Raw genomic sequence first — 20,578 nt, forward strand, 5'->3', positions numbered from 1 at the left:
GTCTGTTTTTATTAATCAGACGCGAAGGTAAGTATTTTCCTTAAATTACGTTTATGAGAAACTCACTATTCTTCAGTTTGCTGGTTGTAAGTATACCAGCGATGATGTCATGTGGAGGTTCTTCCTCCCACCAGTCTTCTAAAGACAGTACGGCCACAGATACCCTGGCTTTATCAGCAGATTCCATTTTGAATATCGTGGAAGAACATACATTCCAGTATTTCTGGGATGGTGCCGAACCGGCCAGTGGTATGGCAAGAGAACGTTATCATGTAGATGGTAAGTATCCGGAGAATGATATGAATGTAGTGACATCGGGCGGTAGTGGCTTTGGTGTGATGGCTTTACTGGCCGGTATTGAAAGAGGATATATCAGCAGAGAGCAGGGGCTGGAGCGGCTGACAAAAATCGTTTCTTTTCTGGAAAAGGCGGATAGATTTCATGGTGCGTGGCCACACTGGTTATATGGAGAAACGGGTAAGGTGAAGCCGTTCGGGCAAAAAGACAATGGCGGAGATCTTGTAGAGACTTCTTTTATGATACAGGGTTTGCTTTGTGTGAGACAATATTTCGCCAATGGAAACGATGCCGAAAAAGCTCTGGCGGCAAAGATCGATCAGTTGTGGAAAGCGGTAGAGTGGAGCTGGTACAGGAATGGCAAGAACGTGCTGTACTGGCACTGGTCGCCTGAATATCAGTGGCAGATGAATTTCCCGGTGACAGGTTATAATGAATGTCTGATCATGTATATACTGGCCGCCTCCTCTCCTACACATGGTATTCCGGCGGAAGTATATCATGAAGGATGGGCAAAAGATGGCGCTATCAAAGACAGCATCAACGCCTATGGGCATACGTTGAAGTTGTCGCATAATTTTGCCAGAGAGTACGGCGGACCATTATTCTGGTCGCACTACTCTTATCTCGGACTGGATCCGCACGGATTAAAAGACCGGTATGCCGATTATTGGGAAAACAATCTCAATCATGTGCTGATCAACCGGGAGTGGTGTATTCAGAATCCAAAGCATTATAAGGGCTATGGTCCTGATAGCTGGGGATTGACTGCCAGTTATTCCGTGAAAGGATATGCGGCACATGCGCCCGGTGCAAACAATGACCTGGGGGTTATATCTCCGACGGCAGCATTGTCTTCAATGCCTTATACGCCGGAGTATTCCCAACAGGCCATGGTACACTGGTATAATGATATGCGGACTAAGATCTTTGGAAAATATGGCTTCTATGATGCCTTCAGTGAAACGGAGAACTGGTATCCACAGCAGTATCTGGCAATAGATCAGGGACCTGTCGTTGTGATGATAGAAAATTATCGGAGTGGTTTGCTGTGGAAGCTGTTTATGAGTTGTCCTGAAGTACAGGCTGGTTTGAAGAAACTTGATTTCCAGAGCCCTTACCTGCATTAAATCCTGATAAAACCCGATCACGCAGTTTCAGGAAAGGCTTTTCCACTATTATATTCAGGAGGAATGCGGTGGACACGCATGTCAGGATACAGATCACCAGTGACAGGTTGCTATCGGCTTGTATACCCATCTTTTCTACAGCCATCTGTGTGAGGTGGATAATACCTTTATGAGAAAGGTAAATACCATATGATAACATGGCTAATGTAGCGGTGAAAGCCAGTTTGCTTTTATACAGGAAACTGCTTTCACTGACTGCACCTGCCACCATACAACCATATCCCAGAGCGATCAGAGGGAAGCCGAAAATGGAGGCCCCAAAACTCATCGGATCTTCACAAAGGAACCATGCTCCGACGAGTAATATTAATCCGGTCAGCAGCAGTTTATTTCCCAGAGAAGTAATCTTTTGTTTTACAGCAGGCAGGAAGGCAAATAAGGCTGCTATTGCCACACCCGTGAGCAAGCCATCGAGACGGGTAAAGGTGGGATAGTACATCCACATATACCATGTTATCCATGAACCATCCTGTTCGAGCACGGGTGCTACGAATGTGTACCATGAGAACAGGCGGATAGCAAATCCTCCGACAAAGATCAATCCTATCAGCCATGGCCCTGCTTTCAGTGCTTTCCAACGCACCAGCATAATGAGCAATAAGGGTAAGATAAAATAAAACTGTTCTTCGATGCAAAGCGACCATGCGTGTGAGAATGTGCCTCTATCCTTCAGGTGCAACCCGATATTCTGCGTAAAGGTGAGGTACTTCCAGAGGGGAGCCATGGCTTCTTTTTCGCGGAATACCGGCAGGAATACATACAATGCCAGTACGGTCAGATAAGCAGGAATGATCCTGAAAAAACGTTTTAGAAAAAACTCTCTGAAGGAGATGGCTTCATTACGGTTGATCTGTGCAAACAGTTGCGAGGAAATAAGGTAACCACTGAGTACAAAGAACAGATCAACACCTGTCCATCCGAAGCCACCGATGGTATCTATCCAATCGGGGTGTCTGAAAATGCGGTAATGGTACAGAAATACGAAGGCGATTGCGAAGGCGCGCAAATGGTCTAATCCGGCAAAATGTTTACCAGAGGCGGATACTTGTGACATTAAAATGGGTGGCTGCGGATTTTGGGCGGCAGGGTTATAAAATTACACAGTTCTACACATCTTTGAAACATCCCTTTATGAATGGTTATAAAAGCGTGGAATGCGGTCAATGTTCAGTAGGAATGTTGAGGACGTTAACGGCATGTATTTTGTTTCTGTTATATCGTATCTAAACCATGCAACATGAAACGGAAAAGACTATTTACTGTCGTAGTGGGATTGTTGTTGGTTGGGGCAAGTTGTGTTCCACCCCATCATGCTCCTCCGCGCCCGCCAAAACCACCGAGACCACCAAAGCCGCCGCATGGCGCTGTTCAATTTAATATTCCGGACACCACGTTCCAGAGAGCCGTTATGGCCTGAGCCGTGGTGTCCGGCTTTTTTTATTTTTTCTTCTTCAATCCCTGTTTCTGCAATTGTCTTAAAACGGCTTCCAGTTTTACCGGATCGTTTACATAGGGAGACAGGTCATACAATTCTACTTTCCTGAAATCAACGGGATGGCTTTCGCTCTGCAGGGAGATAGAGCCTTCTTTCAGAGGGCGGCCGGCTGCCACCAGTATGCTATCTGCATACTCCACATTACCACCACCGGTTTGCGGTTTATTATACACGATTACGGTATCATTAAACACGAAATGTTTAATCACGGAATCTCCCAGTACCAATGCACCTGCTCTTACCCACTGTTCGCCATGATAAGTTTTTGATGTAGAAGAGATACAATGTTCGGTGATAAGTTTACCGTTCATGACTACGTTTGTGCCGGGCGTACAGAGGTTGGAGGTAGAGCGGGGATCCGTTCCATTACCACCCAGCAATTGCTCTTCCAGTGAGATCGGGAAATCCTGATTTTTTCCCATGCTGGCAGCAGATTGACCATGCAGCATGATCCCACTGTTGCGCAGGGCCCATCCCGGGCCACCGGCTACCTGTTCGCCTACAAAGCGGTATTCCGCTACCACCACATAGGCCGAATAGTTCTTATTATAAAAGATATGACCGTATTGCTCATCAAAGTTCGTGTATTGGTCATAACGTACTTTCAGCAGTCCGTCTTCCACACGAAAGGTGTTTCCAAAGTTATCATTCAGGTCATGGCCTTTAATCTTGATATCCCATCCTGTCAGGTCTTTTCCATTGAAAAGCTGTACCCAACCTTTATCCGCTTTTTTTTGCGCCATTCCTGAGAGTGAGAGCAGCAGCAGCCCGCACGTGAATAGTTTTTTCATACGTCAGTTTATTTATCGCCTTAAGATAGGGAGTAAAATGCAAATATTACAGAACCACTCCGCTCAGTTAGCTGTTATTATCCTGAGTTGTGCAGTGTAACTAGTTGGCATGTAATTAGGATTACTCACTCCAAAGCATATTTATGAGATTATTTACTACACTGCTATTACTCACGGGCTTTATGGCAAAGGCGCAGACGGAGGACTGGCAACAGCCGTTAAAGGCAGAGATCAGGCAGCTGGAGGCTACCGGTGACTTCAACACCTGGCAACAGGGTGCGGAGAAGCTGGGTAAGCTTGCATCGGCACATCCGGAGGAATGGCTGTTACAGTATTACACCGGCTGGGCGTATACGCAATCGTCTTTCCGGGCACCGAAGGGACAGGCTGATCCGAGTACGGAGAAAGCGGAGCCTTTTGTGAAAAAAGCACTGGATCTCCAACCTGACAATACAGAAACGCTGACACTGATGGCTTACTGGTTATCAGCCCGCATCAATGCCAACAATTCCAGAGGCATATCACTGGGCGGAGACAGCCGTAATTATTCTGATAAGGCCATTGCGGCCGACAGTGCCAATCCCCGGGCTTATCTGATGAAAGCCCTTATCATTTATCATACCCCTGCCCTGTTTGGCGGTGGCAAAAAGAAGGCAGCCCCAGTTGTGGAAGAAGCAGGACAACGTTTTGCCGTTTTTAAGCCAAAAGACGAGCTTTCTCCAAGATGGGGGGAAGAGATCTTTCATGAGCTGGAAGAGCGGATGAAGGGTAAGGAGAATGAGAAAGAGAATAAGTAATGTATGAATGAGACAGGCATATTGGAGATCAGATTATTAGGATGGGCAATTTTATACGCAGTTTCCACAATCGCATAGCATTATAAACAACTGATTTTCAAATCATTTCTATTTAAGCAAGATTTTCGCTTTATCTGATTTACAAAAACCCATTGTTTATGAGTACATACAGAAGTTTAAACGGACACGGCGAGCCCCGCGCTACATGGCTCTATGAGCAGTCGAATGTCCTGAATGTAAGCAAGCAGGGGCGTATTGCATCTATTGTCGGCGGCGCCATGCTGACGACTTCAGGTATTAACAATGTTACGAAACATCCTATCAGGAGTCTGCTGAGACTGATAGCCGGTGGTTATCTGCTTTACAGGGGTATGTCGGGGAACTGTCCGATATCTGCCTATGCCGGCAGAAGAATGAGTGATAGACACAATAGCACCGTCAATGTACGGGCTAAATTTATTGTAGATAAACCAAGAGATGAGGTGTATAATTTCTGGCGCAGGCTGGAAAACCTACCTCATTTCATGCGTCATCTGGCGTCTATTACTGAGCATGACGATTATCATTCTCACTGGATCGTGAAAGGTCCCGGCGGCATAGGTACGCTGGAATGGGATGCTGAGATTATCAAAGATGAAGAAGGCGCGCTCATCGGCTGGCGTTCCGCACCGGGCTCTAATATTGCCACAGCGGGTAAAGTTACTTTCTCAGATGCATTGGGTGGTGGTACTGAAATAGAGGTTGTGATCGCGTATCGTCCACCGGCAGGATATGTCGGTACCGGACTCGCATGGTTACTGAACAGTGCATTCCACAGGATGGTGGAAAAAGATGTGATGCGTTTCAAACATTATGTAGAAACCGGAGAAATAACAGCCTGACTGGCCTGATATTTGAAAAAATCAAGTACAAGTATTTGTTACACCTTAAAAATTATTTTTTATGAGCACTGCGAAAATTTTATGTGGAGCATTGGCTGGTGTTGCGGCAGGATTGGCTATCGGATTATTAACTGCTCCTGATAGCGGTGAGGAAACAAGAAGAAAGATCAGAAAATCCGCCCATCAGTTACAGGGCCGCGTGAAGAAAATATTAGGCAGAGGTGCAGATGGATTAACGGAGTTGAAATATATTTTCGAACACGAAGTAACGGGTCTGAAAGATGACGTGAAAGAGCGGATCCTGACATTACTGGATGAGTCGATTGAATCCTTCAAGAGCTTCAAGAAAGATGCGAAGGAAGCTGTATGAAATAATTGACAACGGATGACCAGCAATAAAAGGAAAGAGGCGGTACAGCTATAGCTGCTACCGCCTCTTTTTATTGGGTTAGTGCGTATCTGATTTATGATTTTTCTTCCAGCAGAACGTTTACGAGGCTGTTGAAATCTTTCTTGAAAGTTTCATAATGTTCGCCTGTACCCGGACCGGAGAAGCCTGTATGTACTTCTCTTACATTTCCTTTCTTATCGATAAAGATGGTAGTCGGAAAACCTTTGATCTTTGTGATCTGCGGAATCGTCTTTTCTGTTCTTTCCGGATCGCTGACAGTTACACCAGTGATCAGTACCGGATAGTTCACATCAAATCTTTTCAGGAAACCCTGCAGGGCCTTCTGTGATTTTGCGAAATCAGTTGTACGTTCGTAGGCCAGACCGATCACTTCTACTCCACGCGCTTTATTCTCTTTATACCATTCTGACAGGAAACCGGTTTCGTCCATACAGTTTGGACACCATGAGCCCATGATCGTAATCACCACTACTTTATTTTCGAAGCGCTTATCGCTGAAACTGACCTTTTTACCATTGATGTCAGGGAAAGAGAAAGTCGGGCGTCCACTTCCCGGTTTTGCACCAGCGAGTGAAGTTTCATCCGGCAGTGCTGCCTTGTCATCTTTTACAGCGGTCCATTCTTCTTTTCCATCACCAATACCAGCATAAAACACACCATTTTCCAGAGTGTTGTCTTTTACCTGTGCGGTGAAATAGTAAGCATGAGAACCGTCAAAAGTGGAGAGTTTCAGGGTATCACCGTCTACAATACCTTCCAGAAAGCGGTAGTCTCCGGTTGAAGTCAGAAAAGTACCATGTACGATATTGCCCTGTTGCCTGAATTCACCTACTGCAAAGGAAGAATCGCTTTTTCCCGGAGAAGTGAACCATGTAGACCAACGACCTGTTACATTGCCTTTTGCAGGTGTATGTTGTTCAAAGCGTTGTTTTACGTTGTGAGCGGCGGTGAATGGGATGCTTACGTCTTTGTCAGCAAGGTGACGTATCCAGTTACCCTGCAGCTGTCCTTCTTTCGTGAAAGAGGCTCTGAACTCAGAATCAAAGAAAGGCATCTTAATAAATACGGAATCGCCCTGTATCTTCACATCATCCACCACCAGGCGGTCGTTTGCGTTCAGTACGTAGATAAGTTTTTTGCGGGCGCTATCCTTTACTTCGAAGTTAAAAACGATATCTGCTCCGTCTTTTCTATGCAGACTGGCTTGCCAGACGCCTGGCTCCAGATCCCATTTTTCCAGTTGTGTGCCGAAGATAAATGCCGGAAGGCATAACAAAAGCCAAATTTTCTTCATATTAAAGTTTACGTCAATTGTGGTATTCATCAAATATCCTACAATATTAGTAGAGTATAGTAAAACTAACAAAACTTATTTTATTAATCTTTCTACCAGTTCGATCCTGCGGCCATCAGGATCCTTTACCACAGCGGCATATCCCCATTCGGTACTGGCGGGTGCCTGTACGGTTTCTACCCCCAGTTCTTCCAGTCGCTGAAGGGTATCATTCAGATTTTCCACAGTAAATCCCAGTCGGGTGGTGGTATCGGGTTCGGTTGTGCCTTTTGGCAAAGGATAGATTTCAAAGGTCAGTCCGTCCAGCGAGCATGCGTAATGATAAGGTCCGTTGCCGTGGCGGTGTGCGTCGAATGTAATGCCTAATGTGCTGTAGAATCTGACCTGTTCTTCCTGTCTGCTGGTCTTAATAACTACCAGGTTTAATTGTATCATAATTCCTAAACTTCCTTAAAGTGCCTTCCTAAAGTAAAAAACATAATTAGTAAATGCAAACTGTGCCCACATAGATTTACCTTTGAGATGGCGGATAAAGCGGATTTTGACATAGTTATCAAGCCTTTAAAGCAAGGACATGAAAAAATACAAGTTAGCCTTTTCTATTATTGGCAGCATATCTCCACAGATAGCGGCCAAAACTTTCCTTCATTTTTTCAGCAAACCGCCTAAGCGAACCTTCCGTTCTCACCATCTCAATCTCAGACAAGCGGCAACAGAAACTAATACCGCACTGACGGCCTATGCATTCAGCAAACAACAGATCAATGTGAAAACATATACCTGGGGCAACAGTGGACGGAAAATCCTGTTGTTGCACGGCTGGGGAGGCAGTGCGCTGGATTTCGGGCATATTGTCAACACTCTGGTGGAAAACGGGTATCAGGTCATTTCGTTCGATCAACCTGCACATGGGTTCTCCACAGGCAAAAACAGTAATCTGATCCAGTGGATGCATGTGATCAGGGCTTTTCTGGAACTACATCCTGATATTTATGGTATTATCGGACATTCATTCGGCGGTCTGGCAGCAACCCTGACGCTGGCCAGAGAACAGGTACACATGCCTAAGCTCATCATCATTGCGGCCTCTATTTCAGCGCCGGCCATCTTTGATGATGCTTATGAGCAAATGGGACTGGATAAGAAGGTGAGAAAGGCCATTCCTGATATTGTACAAAAGACGCTACAGGATGATATCTCTACCATGGATATGCACCAGCAATTCTCTGCTGTGAAAACAGACGGTATGCTGTTCATCTATGATGAAAATGATGAGATCATTTCGCCTGAGCAGTCCCGGTATTTCCTGACAAAACATCCTGATGTAGAAGGATTTAAGATAAAAGGTGAAGGACATTACAGGATCATCAGGGATCCGCGGGTATTGGAAAAGATCATTGACTACCTGCATCAATAGTCAGGGATCCTTTTAAAAGATATAAAACTTTGTCTTTCTCTTGCCTATGTGGCCGTACTGCTCAACTACGGAGACGACACTTTAGTGCCACCAGATGATCTGACAGACACACACTGGTTTAGTATAAAAGGTGACTTTAACCGCGATAAACGGGCTTCCTGATTACCGCTGAAAGTTTTTTTAATATTTCTGTCACGTTTTGATTTTCCACCTTGTCATATTACCGTACAAGATCTTAATCACATAAAAAACGTACTGATATGACACAGAGAATCTCTATTCAGGAAATACCCGCAGCACTGATGACTTCATTAGGAAAGATCGGCGCTTATCTGAAAACCTGTAATATTGACCAGAAATTATTATCACTCCTGTACTACAGGGCTTCCCAGATCAATGGTTGCGCCTGTTGTCTGGATATTCACCATAAAGAATCCATCCATTATGGTGATACACAGGTACGCCTGCATGGAGTGATTGCATGGAGGGAATCTCCTTATTATGATGCAAAAGAACGTGCAGCACTGGCATTCACAGAAGCACTGACCAATGCCAATCAACAGGATATCGATGATACTATCTTCGATGATCTGACAGCACATTTCACGACTGAAGAGATTACAGAACTGACCATGGCCATTGCAACTGTTAATACGTGGAACAGGCTGAACAAGACCTTCAGAACGACACCCGGTCATTACAAAGTTGGCCAGTACGCTTAAGCAAACTGTTTATTTTCAGCAACGATCACACGTTATATTATGTTGAAAGATTATCAATACACACTGTTTCCATACGCATACAATATTCTTGGGTCTGTAGAGGATGCAAAAGACACCATACAGGATGTGTTATCCAATTATGTTGCTGCAAACAGAGAAGACATCGGGAATGAAAAAGCGTATCTGGTACGCAGTGTTATTAACCAGTCGATCAATGCAAAGAACAAGCGTAAAACTGTCAATTACGAAGACGTATGGTTACCGGAACCGGTAGCTACGGAAGAGGCGGACAAAGCGCTGCATCTGCAGGATATCGGTTCCTACACAATGCTTATACTGATGGAAGAACTCAACCCAAAAGAAAGGGCTGTCTTTATACTGAAAGAAGGTTTTGGGTATTCCCATGATGAGATAGCAGAAGTGCTTTCCGCTTCGGTAGAGCAATCCCGTAAACTGCTCAGTCGTGCAAAGGCAAAACTGGATCAGCGCAGACAGGGCGCCCCGATGAATAACAAGACTGTCTCGGCCGCCTTACTCGATCAGTACCTGCACGCTATCCGTAAAGGAGATACGCAAAGACTGGAAAATATGCTGTCGCAGGATATCGTATTCTATGCAGATGGTGGTAAGAACCTGCATGTAGCCCGGAAGATCTGTACCGGTCTGCAGGATGTATCCGAACTGCTTGTATTCACTTACAATAAATACCAGCGGGAATTTGAATTTGAGTTTACCATGATCAATCACCAGCCTGCCCTGCTCTTTTATCTGGGTGAAAAGCTGTATGGTTGTCAGGTGTTCACTATTTCTCCGGAGGATAGTAAAATTCTGCAGATATCCACCGTATTGGATCCGGACAAGTTAAAAAATATAGGGAAGTAAAGCCCGCTATTCTTCTGCCATGATTAAAACAATACAGGGTGTCCGCTATATGGTGGACACCCTGTATGTATAAAACTTCCGGGGAAGCATTGATCAATATCTTGCGCCGAAAAGCATACTACCGATACGTACCATTGTACTGCCTTCTTCGAGAGCAATGGTATAGTCTCCGCTCATACCTACGGATAATTCAGTGAGCGCGTCCGTATCCGGGAAAAAGCGTTGTTTCATATTTTGCTGCAATTCGTGCAGGTGGCGGAACTCATTACGCACCTGCTGCATGTCATCTGTATTTGTTGCCATGCCCATCAGACCTGCAATCTGAATATTCGCGAAGCGTATTTCCTGCTGTTTATAAGCTTCCAGCAGTTCCAGCAACTCCTTTTCATCCAGACCAAATTTCGTTTCTTCTGTGGCGATATGCACCTGCAGCAGACAACGGATCGTACGGTTATGTTTAGCCGCCTGTTTACTGATCTCTTCCAGTAGTTTCAGACTGTCTACCGCATGTACCATACTGACGAAAGGTGCGATGTATTTTACTTTATTGGATTGCAGATGTCCGATGAAATGCCATTCGATATCAGCAGGCAACAAAGGCTGTTTTTCCTGCAATTCCTGCACGTAGTTCTCTCCGAAGATACGCTGACCGGCATCATACAGTGCCTGTATATCTGAGGCTGGTTTAATCTTGGAAACGGCTACGAGCTTCGCATTATAAGGCTTGAGCTGTTCGTTTATTTTCTGAAAAGCGGGTAAATTGACTGACATAGTGCAAAAGTATCGCAATCAGAAGCGAATTGCAAATAAGCCGGTACGGGAGGTCGCTGATAAAAAGACGGAGCAGATTCAATTGTAAGGGAGTAGGTGGTAAATACTTTATACAAGTATATAGCAGGGGGAGCTAAGTAGCCAGTATATGTAAAAAACATCCCGGGAAACGATATCCCGGGACGTAAAGATTGTTCTGGTGTAAGTGACTAACCTAAAATAGCTCTGCCGATTACGATACGCTGTACTTCGCTGGTACCTTCATAGATCTGTGTGATCTTGGCGTCACGCATGAGGCGTTCCACATGGTACTCTTTCACATAACCATAACCACCATGTACCTGTACCGCTTCTGTGGTTACCCACATAGCCGTTTCGGATGAAAATACTTTTGCCATAGAACCGCTGAGTGTATAGTCCAGATGCAGGTCTTTCTCTCTGGCTGCTTTCAGACATAATAATCTGGAAGCTTCTATACGGGTGGCCATATCAGCCAGTTTGAACTGAATGGCCTGATGCTGACTGATCTCTTTGCCGAAGGCTTTTCTTTCCTTCGCATATTTAACGGCCAGTTCATAGGCGCCGCTGGCGATGCCCAATGCCTGTGAAGCAATACCGATACGGCCGCCTGCCAGTGTTTTCATGGCGAATTTGAAGCCGAAACCGTCCTCTCCTATCCTATTCTCTTTTGGCACTTTTACATCCTGGAACATGATACTATGTGTATCACTACCGCGGATACCCATTTTGTTTTCTTTAGCGCCGACTACCACACCCGGAGAATTCTTCTCGACGATCAGGGCATTGATGCCTTTACTGCCTTTTTCAACATGGGTCTGTGCGATCACTAAATAGACACTGGCACTGTTACCGTTGGTGATCCAGTTTTTGGTACCATTTACCAGATAATGGTCTCCTTTATCTTCTGCTTTGGTACGTTGAGATGTCGCATCAGAACCGGCTTCCGGTTCACTTAACAGGAATGCGCCGGTGATCTCACCTTTTGCAAGGGGAACAAGGTATTTCTGTTTCTGTTCTTCGGTACCGTAGGTTTCCAGTCCCCAGCAAACGAGGGAGTTGTTTACACTCATACATACGGAGGTGGAGGCATCTATTTTGGAGATCTCTTCCATGGCCAGCACATAGGAGACGGTATCCAGTCCGGCGCCACCATATTTCGGGTCTACCATCATGCCAAGGAAGCCCAGTTCACCAAGTTTTTTGATCTGTTCTGCGGGGTAGATCTGTTTTTCGTCACGCTCTATTACGCCGGGGAGTAATTCATTTACGGCGAAATCACGGGCCGCCTTTTGTATCATGAGGTGTTCTTCAGTAAGTTGAAAATCCATGGAATCGTGTTTTACGTGTTTTACGGGTTTTATGACTTATCAGTTTTTCAAAGCTATTTTTTAATACCCATGTAAAAAAATGGGGGCTTTAAAATTCATTGTTATCCATCATTCTATGCAAAACATTAAAGATTATTTGAAGATACAGCGTCCTTATTGCAATTGTTTTATCTTTTACCGCAAGTGGATATACGCCTCGACAATAGGCTGCGATAACCGTTCTGTTAAAATCGTGTAGCTTGTAGCAGGATAACTTTCTTTTATGAAAAATATCAAGATCATTGAGGTGAAATCGGAGATTGGGGCTGGTACCCGCGGGGCCAGTCTGGGAGTGGAAGCCATCAAAATAGCTGCACTGGATTTTATGAGTAATTTCTTTGTGCACTTCCCTACCGAAGCAATAGAAACAGAAAACAAGCTGCTGTTTGAACCGATTGAATCTCCCTATGCCAAACGTATCAAAGGTACCCTGACCTTATATGAAAGGATCAGCAAAAGCATTTGCGAGACGGTAAAAACAAACTGGTTTCCCGTGGTACTATCGGGCGACCATAGTACTGCCGGCGCCACCATCGCCGGACTGAAAATGGCCCGTCCCAAAGCAAAACTGGGCGCTATCTGGATCGATGCCCATGCCGACCTGCACACCCCTTTTACAACACCTTCCGGTAATATGCACGGTATGCCTGTTGCCATTTCCATTGCAGAAGACAATCTGGAATGTAAAGTGCATGATGTGGATGCCAATACGATCAAAACCTGGGATGCCCTGAAGAATCTTGGCGGTATCGCCCCGAAGATCTTACCCGAAGACATTGTTTTCATCTCCCTCCGGGATTATGAAAAAGAAGAAGAGCACCTGATCAAGTCTTACGGCATGAAAGTGATCTCCACCAATGAGGTACGCCGTAAAGGTCCTGAACAGATTGCCCGTTCTGTATTCCGTTATCTCAGTGACTGCGAATATATTTATGTTTCTTTTGATGTGGACAGTCTGGATTCCTCTATCTCCAAAGGAACCGGTACCCCGGTGACCAATGGCCTGCGGGAGCGTGAGGTGGAAGACCTGATCTCCAAATTCATGCAGCACCGGAAAGTCTGCTGTTTTGAGATCACAGAAGTGAATCCTACCCTTGACAAAGAGAATTTAATGGCGGAAATCGCCTTTAACATACTACAGCGCAGCGTCAATGTGCTGTTACTGAACTAAGCCTGCTTACATAAAAAAGACCTGTTTCAGGGGAACGGTATGTTCTTACTGAAACAGGTCTTTTTGCGTATTGCTGACGAATAAGAGGTGGACTTGATCCGGATATGAGGTGGACTTGATCCGCCTTTAATCAGGGATTATTCTTCATTTTTATCAGATTAGCGACTAATCCGGTCCACCCTGTCTGATGGGCAGCCCCCAGTCCTTTTCCTGTATCTCCATGGAAATATTCATGGAATTGTATCAGGTCATTGAAATAAGGGTCTGTTTGTAACTTTTCATTGGCTCCGAACACCGCTCTTCTGCCATTTTCATCTTTCAGGAATATTTTCAGTAATCTTTCTGCCAGTTTGGTACCTACTTCCTTCAGAGAATAGTAGTTACCGCTGCGGGTCGGATATTCGATTCTGAAATCGTCCGAATAGAAATAATGGAATTTGCGCAGACTTTCTATCATCAGAAAGTTCATCTGCATCCATACCGGTCCTCTCCAGTTGGAGTTGCCTCCGTAGGTATAGCTGTCACTTTCGCCCGGGAGGTAGTTTACCCGCAGTTCCACACCGTCTTTACAGAACACAAAAGGATCATGCTCATATTGTTTTGAGAGGGAGCGTACGCCGTATTCACTCAGGAATTCTGTTTCATCCAGCATTCTGCTGAGCAGTCTTTTCATACGATGACCGCGGAGAAGGCTGAGCAGGTGTTTATTACCCTGACCTTCCTCATTCCAGCGGGATACCAGCTGTGCGAGATCAGGTCTGTGGCGCAGGAACCACGACATACGTTTTTCGAAAGCCGGGTTGTTCTTCAGGGTTTCAGTAGAAATCACCTCTACGGCGAACAGTGGTATCAGTCCGACCATACTTCTGAGCCGGAGTCGTTCCACCTTATTATCAGCGGTACGGATCTGGTCATAATAGAACTCGTCTTTGTCATCCCACAGGCCGTTTTCCACATCCCCCATACTGGCCATGGCGCCTGCGATGTAAAGGAAGTGTTCAAAGAATTTGGTAGCCATGCCTGTATACACCTTGTTATAGCTGGCCAGTTCCAAAGCAATATGCAGCATATTGAGGGCATAAATGGCCATCCAGCTGGTTGCGTCAGCCTGTTCCTGCCTGATACCACTGGGAAGCGGCATACTACGGTCAAAAGCGCCGACATTATCCAGTCCGAGGAAACCTCCTTCAAAGATGTTGCTGCCACTGCTGTCCTTCCTGTTGACCCACCATGTGAAGTTGATCATCAGTTTATGAAAGACCGTTTCGAGGAATTCGTAATCTTTCCGTCCGGTGATAGCCGCATCCTGTTTAAAGACCCTGTAAGTCGCCCCGGCATGTACGGGTGGGTTGACATCCCCGAACGCCCATTCATAGGCCGGAAATTCCCCGGAGGGGTTCATATACCATTCCTCTGTGAGGAGGCGTAATTGCTGTTTGGCGAAATCCGGATCTACCATGGCCAGAGTCACGCAGTGAAATGCGAGGTCCCAGGCAGCGTACCAGGGGAATTCCCATTTATCCGGTACGGAAATGATGTCTTCGTTATTGAGCTGTTTCCAGTTCTTATTACGTCCGTTGAGTCTTTCCTGCGGCGGAGGCGGCCCGGCAGGGTCACCGTCCATCCACTGTTGTACCTTATAGGAGTAGAATTGTTTATTCCACAACATACCGGCCAGCGCCTGACGCTGTACCATTTTTTCATCTTCGCTTTTGATGCCTGTCTGAAGATCGTTATAGAATTCGTCTGCTTCTGCGAGGCGGGTCTGGAAAATGCTGTCAAAATCGGCAAAAGGGGTGTCTGACTTTTTGTTGGTCAGCCGCAGGCGTACGGTAGCCAGACTTTTTGCCGGTACAAAAAAGTTATAATGTACGGCGGCTTTGGTGCCTTTCTTTTCCGGATTGATGGTATTGGCATCGTGCAGCAGGTAGTCATTAATCCCATCTTTCGGATAGAGGGTATTGCTGTCTACATTATACAGGCGACGGTTATTGGTCTCATTTTCACAGTATAATATATTTCCATCCCCTTCCTGATACAGATATTGGATATCGACTTTCTCGTGTGCAATGCGTACTGCATTATCCCCTTCAGCCCACATTGCAGGTTTATAGGGATGCCTGCCCCATACCCACGTATTTCTGAACCATACGGTGGGCAGCAGGTGCAGGTCAGCGGCTTCATGCCCTCTGTTATGAGCGGTGATGCTGATCAGGATATCATCCGGACCGGCTTTTGCATATTCGATGGAGACGTCAAAATATTTGTCGTCGTTGAAGATACCGGTATCGAGCAGTTCAAATTCTTCTTCCTGTTTGCTTCTGCGGGCATTTTCATCAATGAGGCGCTGATAAGGATATTCCCGCTGGGGATACTTATACAGCATTTTCATGTAAGAGTGTGTGGGTGTGGCGTCGAGGTAATAGTATAATTCTTTTACGTCTTCACCATGATTGCCCTGCGCATTGGTAAGGCCAAAGAAGCGCTCTTTGAGGATGGGGTCTTTCCCGTTCCAGAGTCCGAGCGAGAAACACAACAACTGCTTTTCATCAGATATACCTGCGATGCCGTCTTCACCCCATCTCCATGCTTTACTACGGGCCATATCGTGTGTGGTATAGTCCCATGAATTACCGTCAGCGCTATAATCTTCCCTGACAGTTCCCCATTGACGATCACTCACATAAGAGCCCCATTTCTTCCATCCATTCTGCTGTAATCTCTGTTGTTCCTTGTTCATAGTTTATCTGATCTTGAAATAAGCAATTAGCCAGCCGACTACTTCACTGTAGCTGCGGATGCCTTTTTCCTGATTATTCGCTTTAAGATACTGATCATAGATCATGGCGGTATAATCATCCACAGGACTGCGGTATTGGTCATAGAAGTCCCTTATCTGCCGCATATCGGCCCTGATGCCTGGCACAGCCTTACGCCAGAGTTCCCCTGCGCGGGTGGTATCCTGCCGGCGCAATTGTCTGACGCTATACATAAACATCTCAAAGTTAGCCGCATATCTGAAATGTACATCGGGCGAATTCCCTGCCACAAGATAGCCAACAAAGTTTGCTTCTTCTTCCGGAGCGTACCCCAGCTGGTGTGCCACTTCATGACAAATGGTGAATGGCTGCAGGAATCCGGGGGTGGTGACATTGACATGCGCTTCACCGGTGAAGGGGTTCAGATAACCTCCGACCCCCATATAGTTGATCCAGTGACCGTATAAAGAAGGTTTGATACAGGGGCTTTTATAGCGGAGTCCGGGCCATTTTTCCACCGCTGCCTCATAGGCTTTTACTGCCTGACTGAACATGGCGGCACTGTCAGTACCGGGGTGGGTGGCATGGACAGTATCCCCGAGCGCGATTTTATATTGATTTACCTGTTGCAACAATGTATCGGTCAGCCGGTATAGCTGATCTGTATTATACTCATTGACTTCGAGGGAGAGGTCGCTTTCGAGGGAATTCCGGTCGTAGTTATATCCCCAGAACAGCATAAATATCAGATAGACAGATAATAATGCCTGAATACCCTGCAGAAACTGGATTCCTAAAAGCTTCCATTGCTTTTTTAAAATTTTATAACATATCTTTAACAGATAAATGACCGAAGTAATAATCCAGGCGGCATAAATTACGTCGCCGATACTGAAAGGAACTTTCCCCAGTACCTTCCGGAGTAGTAAACTGATCCAAACGTATAACCTATGAAAGTAAAACTCAGCAAACCTATGGCTGAAAGCGAACAGAGCGTGCAACAACAAGATGCAAATCACGGTGATCAGTATACGTATACCAATGCCCTTTACCTTTATTTTAAAATCCATATCAACCTGCTAAAGAATGACCGATGAAATATTAATGGGTGAGCTGACATCTGCACTTTCCTGTCAGTCGGGAATGAAAATACACATTAATTACGCAGAAAAACTACCCGGAGGAGATATAAATGAAGTTTTTAAGCTGAATACGGACAATGGTCTGCTATTCCTTAAGATGAATGACGCGCATAACTATCCTGACATGTTTGAACGGGAGTTTATGGGACTGGAGACATTATCCGCGACAAACACCCTGTCTGTACCACGTCCACTGGCTACGGGCCGTTCGGGTGGTAAAGTCTTTCTGGTAACGGAATTTATGGAGAAAGGCCGTATCAATCCTGACTTCTGGGAGAACTTCGGCGCCAATCTGTCACGTATGCATCGGCATACGCAGCAACATTTCGGTTTACCGCAGGCTAACTATATAGGCAATATCAAACAATATAATACACCTTACAGCAGCTGGTCTGTTTTCTATGCATTCAATCGGCTGCAACCACTGACGAGGGAAGCATATGATCGTCAGGTGATCGATAAACAAATGGTGACGCAGATGGAGACATTGTGGAAGCATCTGCCACAGATCTTCCCGGATGAGCAGCCTTCCTTGTTACATGGAGATTTCTGGTCGGGTAACTATATGGTAGGGAGTGATGGCAGGGCCTGCGTATATGATCCTGCGGTGTATTATGGCAATCGTGAGATGGATCTGGCAACTGCGAGACTGTTTGGTGGATTTGACACCCGTTTCTTCTTCAGTTATCAGACGATGTATCCGCTGGCAGAAGGCTGGCAGCAACGTATCGGTATCTGTCAGCTGTATCCTTTATTAGTGCATTTGCTGTTATTCGGCGGAAGCTATTATAATAGTGTGAAGGACATTTTAGATAATTTCAATTAAGAATTAAACATTGGGAGGCATGTTGGTCCGATAAAAAATACATCTGAATCATATGCTGATCATAGAAGATAATAAGAAGGGCGTCCAACCAATGTTGGACGCCCTTTATTATTATGAGAAAAAATCGATCAGTCAATATGCCAGGACTACTTATTAAACCCTCTTACGGCACTATTTACTCACTTCTTCATTCTTAATTTCCAGCTGGCTACTGCATATGCTTCATCCGTTCGTACTCCTGTTCTATAATGGGATAGAACTTGTCGAGGTCGCGTGAGATGCCTGCAAATACGGCTTCTACTTCTTCAGGTGGCGTAGCGATATTACTGTTCAGCGTATTTTCCAGCTGCTGCATTTTGCTGGTGATCCAGGTAAGGCCCACCATAGCGAAGTTAGGTTTCAGTTTATGCACCTGAAATTTGAGTTGTTCCCAGTCACGGTCTTCCACCAGCTTTCTGATCTTCACAACTTCCTCCAGGATCGTTTTTAGAAAGATCTCAAAGAGGTCGGCGGCGTAAGATATATTGTTCTCGTATAAAGTATTCAGGTACTTTACATCCAGCTCGTTATGGAACTCAAATCCGGAAATGTTTGTAGGCTCTTCCATTATTAATTCTGTTTCGTCATCATTCAGATATTTATTCAATACCTGCAATAATTGGTCTGGTGTATAAGGTTTCGTTAAAATATCTGTGATCCCTGCTTGTCTGGCCTGCGTAAAAGTGCTTTCCATGGCCAGGGCGGTTGTTGCAACGAGCGGCGTGGCTACGTTGGGTTTAGCTTCGTCCTGTCTGATCTGTATGGCCAGTTCGAGGCCATTGAGACCGGGAATACGAATATCGAGTAAAATCAGGTCATATAAACGCGAATCCAGAAAATAGAGTGCATCCGGCCCATTGGTCGCCAGCTGGTGCTGAATATTATATTTTTCCAGCAGACTGATAATATACCGGAGATTCATGGGATTATCCTCAATCACCAGTACTTTGGCTGCTGAAAAGTTGGGTTGCCTTTTCATATGTCCTGACCTTGTATTAGAAACAAAAGGTTTGCGGGTATCAATAAAGGGCAGTGTAAAGGAAAAACAGGTGCTGAAGCCGTCGGCTTCTTCGACAACGATGCTGCCGCCCTGTAGTTCGACCAACTGTTTGGATATGGCTAATCCCAATCCTGTGCCACCATAATTTTCCCGGATCTCCTGTTCTGCCTGTTTATAGTTCTGAAAGATGAGTTCCAGTTTATCTTTCTGGATGCCGATACCGGTATCGCATACCTGAAAGGTCACCCAACACTTATCTTCCTGCCAGGAATCCAGTTTCACGTTAATGGCTATTGCACCTTCGCGTGTGAATTTCTCTGCATTACCTAACAAGTTCATTAGTATTTGGTTCAGCAACATGTCATCTCCTACCAGCCAGGTTTTCAGTTGTGGATCGATGGAGGCGGAAATACTGACCGGTCGCTGACCTATTTTCAGTTCGAAGGTATGGCGGAGGGACTGGACCAGTTCGGTTAGATTAAACTCGCGCTGGTTGACCTGTAATTCGCCGGCTTCGATCTTTGAAAGGTCCAGAATATCAGAAATCAGGCCCATGAGGATGCCTGAAGAGTGTTTTAGTATATTAATATAATCCCGTTGTTTAGGATCAAGATTCGTTTCTTCCAGCAGGTGAGTCATACCAACGATGACGTTCAGAGGTGTCCGGATTTCATGGCTCATACTGGCCAGAAATTCCTTCTGGGCACCTCTGGCCTCTTCTGCCTGTCTACGGGCGAGATCCAGCTGGGAACGGGGCATTTTATGGCGGGAAACGTCCACAATCTGCCAGACGCTGCCCATAAAACGCCGTTTTTCTATTAAAGGATTGTAGCTGACTTCATATATGCGTCCATCCCGGAGAATGATCTCCCAGCCGAAATAAGGCTTCTTTTTCAGACGGAGGTCTCTCATTTTTTGCTCAAAGTCATCCACATGTTCGACCATACGGCTGAAATATCGGATAATAGCGGTATAGGACATGCCGAAGATGTGCGTGGCCTCCGGACCGGCATTTTGTTCGAAGACGGAATTTACCCAGATAACCCGGTGATTGCCATCGGTTACGAGTACACCTGCATTACTATTTTGCAGTAATACACTGATAGGAAGTGAAAATATAGCGAGATTGTCCGCAGATAAACTACGGGCTGTGGGATGTTTTCTCGTACCTTTGATCCGGGCTTTGGCCATTCTTTATAGGACTGGTTGGAAGTTGGCGCGTAAGTTGGCGCTCCTGTACATAATTTTATACAGTATACAATATATAATATTATGTTGGGAATCACAAAATTAGGAAATTTTTG

Annotated in this window: 18 protein-coding genes; 9 read left to right on the plus strand and 9 right to left on the minus strand. The window is 45.4% G+C overall.

The genetic code is table 11. From position 1 onward, the window contains the following. Positions 1-53 precede the first annotated feature (53 nt). The gene (locus tag FEF09_RS13665; RefSeq protein ID WP_186774335.1) at positions 54-1,427 is read left to right on the plus strand and encodes a glucoamylase family protein; all 1,374 of its coding nucleotides are present in this window, start codon (positions 54-56) and stop codon (positions 1,425-1,427) included. Here the strand turns inward: FEF09_RS13665 and FEF09_RS13670 are convergent. Beyond that, positions 1,360-2,541: an acyltransferase family protein gene (locus FEF09_RS13670; RefSeq protein WP_146305635.1), complete on the minus strand. Its 1,182-nt coding sequence runs from the start codon at positions 2,539-2,541 to the stop codon at positions 1,360-1,362. The genes FEF09_RS13665 and FEF09_RS13670 overlap by 68 nt on opposite strands. Before the next feature lie 383 nt (positions 2,542-2,924). Further along, entirely contained in the window at positions 2,925-3,773 is an 849-nt protein-coding gene (locus FEF09_RS13675) for a DUF1080 domain-containing protein (RefSeq protein ID WP_146305636.1), read from the minus strand. Positions 3,774-3,916: 143 nt separating this feature from the next. Here FEF09_RS13675 and FEF09_RS13680 point away from each other — a divergent pair, with 143 nt between their 5' ends. From FEF09_RS13680 to FEF09_RS13690, 3 genes are all read left to right on the plus strand, one after another. Beyond that, positions 3,917-4,570, plus strand: coding sequence for a hypothetical protein (locus tag FEF09_RS13680; protein ID WP_146305637.1), 654 nt, complete (start codon positions 3,917-3,919; stop codon positions 4,568-4,570). Between the two features lie 158 nt (positions 4,571-4,728). Further along, positions 4,729-5,451 (plus strand): SRPBCC family protein, encoded by a 723-nt coding sequence (locus FEF09_RS13685; protein ID WP_146305638.1) that lies wholly within the window; start codon positions 4,729-4,731, stop codon positions 5,449-5,451. A gap of 61 nt (positions 5,452-5,512) precedes the next feature. Beyond that, positions 5,513-5,821 carry a YtxH domain-containing protein gene (locus FEF09_RS13690; RefSeq protein WP_146305639.1) on the plus strand — a complete coding sequence of 103 codons (309 nt, stop codon included), beginning with the start codon at positions 5,513-5,515 and terminating at the stop codon, positions 5,819-5,821. 94 nt (positions 5,822-5,915) lie between these two features. On the opposite strand, the gene FEF09_RS13695 is transcribed toward FEF09_RS13690, so the two are convergent. Next, positions 5,916-7,157 (minus strand): TlpA disulfide reductase family protein, encoded by a 1,242-nt coding sequence (locus FEF09_RS13695; protein WP_261387475.1) that lies wholly within the window; start codon positions 7,155-7,157, stop codon positions 5,916-5,918. A gap of 75 nt (positions 7,158-7,232) precedes the next feature. Continuing rightward, a complete protein-coding gene (locus tag FEF09_RS13700; protein WP_146305641.1) occupies positions 7,233-7,592 on the minus strand; it encodes a VOC family protein in 360 nt (119 codons plus the stop codon). Between the two features lie 139 nt (positions 7,593-7,731). Here FEF09_RS13700 and FEF09_RS13705 point away from each other — a divergent pair, with 139 nt between their 5' ends. The 3 genes from FEF09_RS13705 (at position 7,732) to FEF09_RS13715 (ending at position 10,178) form a co-directional block, all read left to right on the plus strand. After that, positions 7,732-8,574 carry an alpha/beta fold hydrolase gene (locus FEF09_RS13705; protein ID WP_146305642.1) on the plus strand — a complete coding sequence of 281 codons (843 nt, stop codon included), beginning with the start codon at positions 7,732-7,734 and terminating at the stop codon, positions 8,572-8,574. Between the two features lie 260 nt (positions 8,575-8,834). Then, positions 8,835-9,296, plus strand: coding sequence for a carboxymuconolactone decarboxylase family protein (locus FEF09_RS13710; RefSeq protein WP_146305643.1), 462 nt, complete (start codon positions 8,835-8,837; stop codon positions 9,294-9,296). Between the two features lie 39 nt (positions 9,297-9,335). Then, positions 9,336-10,178, plus strand: a complete 843-nt coding sequence (locus FEF09_RS13715) for a sigma-70 family RNA polymerase sigma factor (protein ID WP_146305644.1) — start codon at positions 9,336-9,338, stop codon at positions 10,176-10,178. Positions 10,179-10,271: 93 nt separating this feature from the next. On the opposite strand, the gene FEF09_RS13720 is transcribed toward FEF09_RS13715, so the two are convergent. After that, on the minus strand, positions 10,272-10,949 hold the full coding sequence (locus tag FEF09_RS13720) for a YggS family pyridoxal phosphate-dependent enzyme (RefSeq protein WP_146305645.1): 678 nt from the start codon (positions 10,947-10,949) through the stop codon (positions 10,272-10,274). A gap of 209 nt (positions 10,950-11,158) precedes the next feature. Beyond that, entirely contained in the window at positions 11,159-12,298 is a 1,140-nt protein-coding gene (locus tag FEF09_RS13725) for an acyl-CoA dehydrogenase (RefSeq protein ID WP_146305646.1), read from the minus strand. Positions 12,299-12,560: 262 nt separating this feature from the next. Between FEF09_RS13725 and FEF09_RS13730 the strand changes: the two genes are divergently transcribed. Then, positions 12,561-13,508, plus strand: coding sequence for an arginase (locus FEF09_RS13730; protein ID WP_146305647.1), 948 nt, complete (start codon positions 12,561-12,563; stop codon positions 13,506-13,508). A gap of 130 nt (positions 13,509-13,638) precedes the next feature. Here the strand turns inward: FEF09_RS13730 and FEF09_RS13735 are convergent, their stop codons facing one another. Together FEF09_RS13735 and FEF09_RS13740 are read right to left on the minus strand one after the other, a co-directional pair. Further along, entirely contained in the window at positions 13,639-16,248 is a 2,610-nt protein-coding gene (locus FEF09_RS13735; protein WP_146305648.1) for an MGH1-like glycoside hydrolase domain-containing protein, read from the minus strand. A gap of 3 nt (positions 16,249-16,251) precedes the next feature. Then, the gene (locus FEF09_RS13740) at positions 16,252-17,337 is read right to left on the minus strand and encodes a DUF3810 domain-containing protein (RefSeq protein WP_146305649.1); all 1,086 of its coding nucleotides are present in this window, start codon (positions 17,335-17,337) and stop codon (positions 16,252-16,254) included. A gap of 16 nt (positions 17,338-17,353) precedes the next feature. Here FEF09_RS13740 and FEF09_RS13745 point away from each other — a divergent pair, with 16 nt between their 5' ends. Beyond that, positions 17,354-18,235, plus strand: coding sequence for a fructosamine kinase family protein (locus FEF09_RS13745; protein ID WP_146305650.1), 882 nt, complete (start codon positions 17,354-17,356; stop codon positions 18,233-18,235). A gap of 208 nt (positions 18,236-18,443) precedes the next feature. Here FEF09_RS13745 and FEF09_RS13750 read toward each other — a convergent pair whose 3' ends face one another. Beyond that, positions 18,444-20,465: an ATP-binding protein gene (locus FEF09_RS13750; protein WP_146305651.1), complete on the minus strand. Its 2,022-nt coding sequence runs from the start codon at positions 20,463-20,465 to the stop codon at positions 18,444-18,446. Positions 20,466-20,578 lie beyond the last annotated feature (113 nt).

Origin of the sequence: Chitinophaga pinensis, from assembly GCF_007896845.1 — a bacterium.
Taxonomy (GTDB): Bacteria; Bacteroidota; Bacteroidia; order Chitinophagales; family Chitinophagaceae; genus Chitinophaga; species Chitinophaga pinensis_C.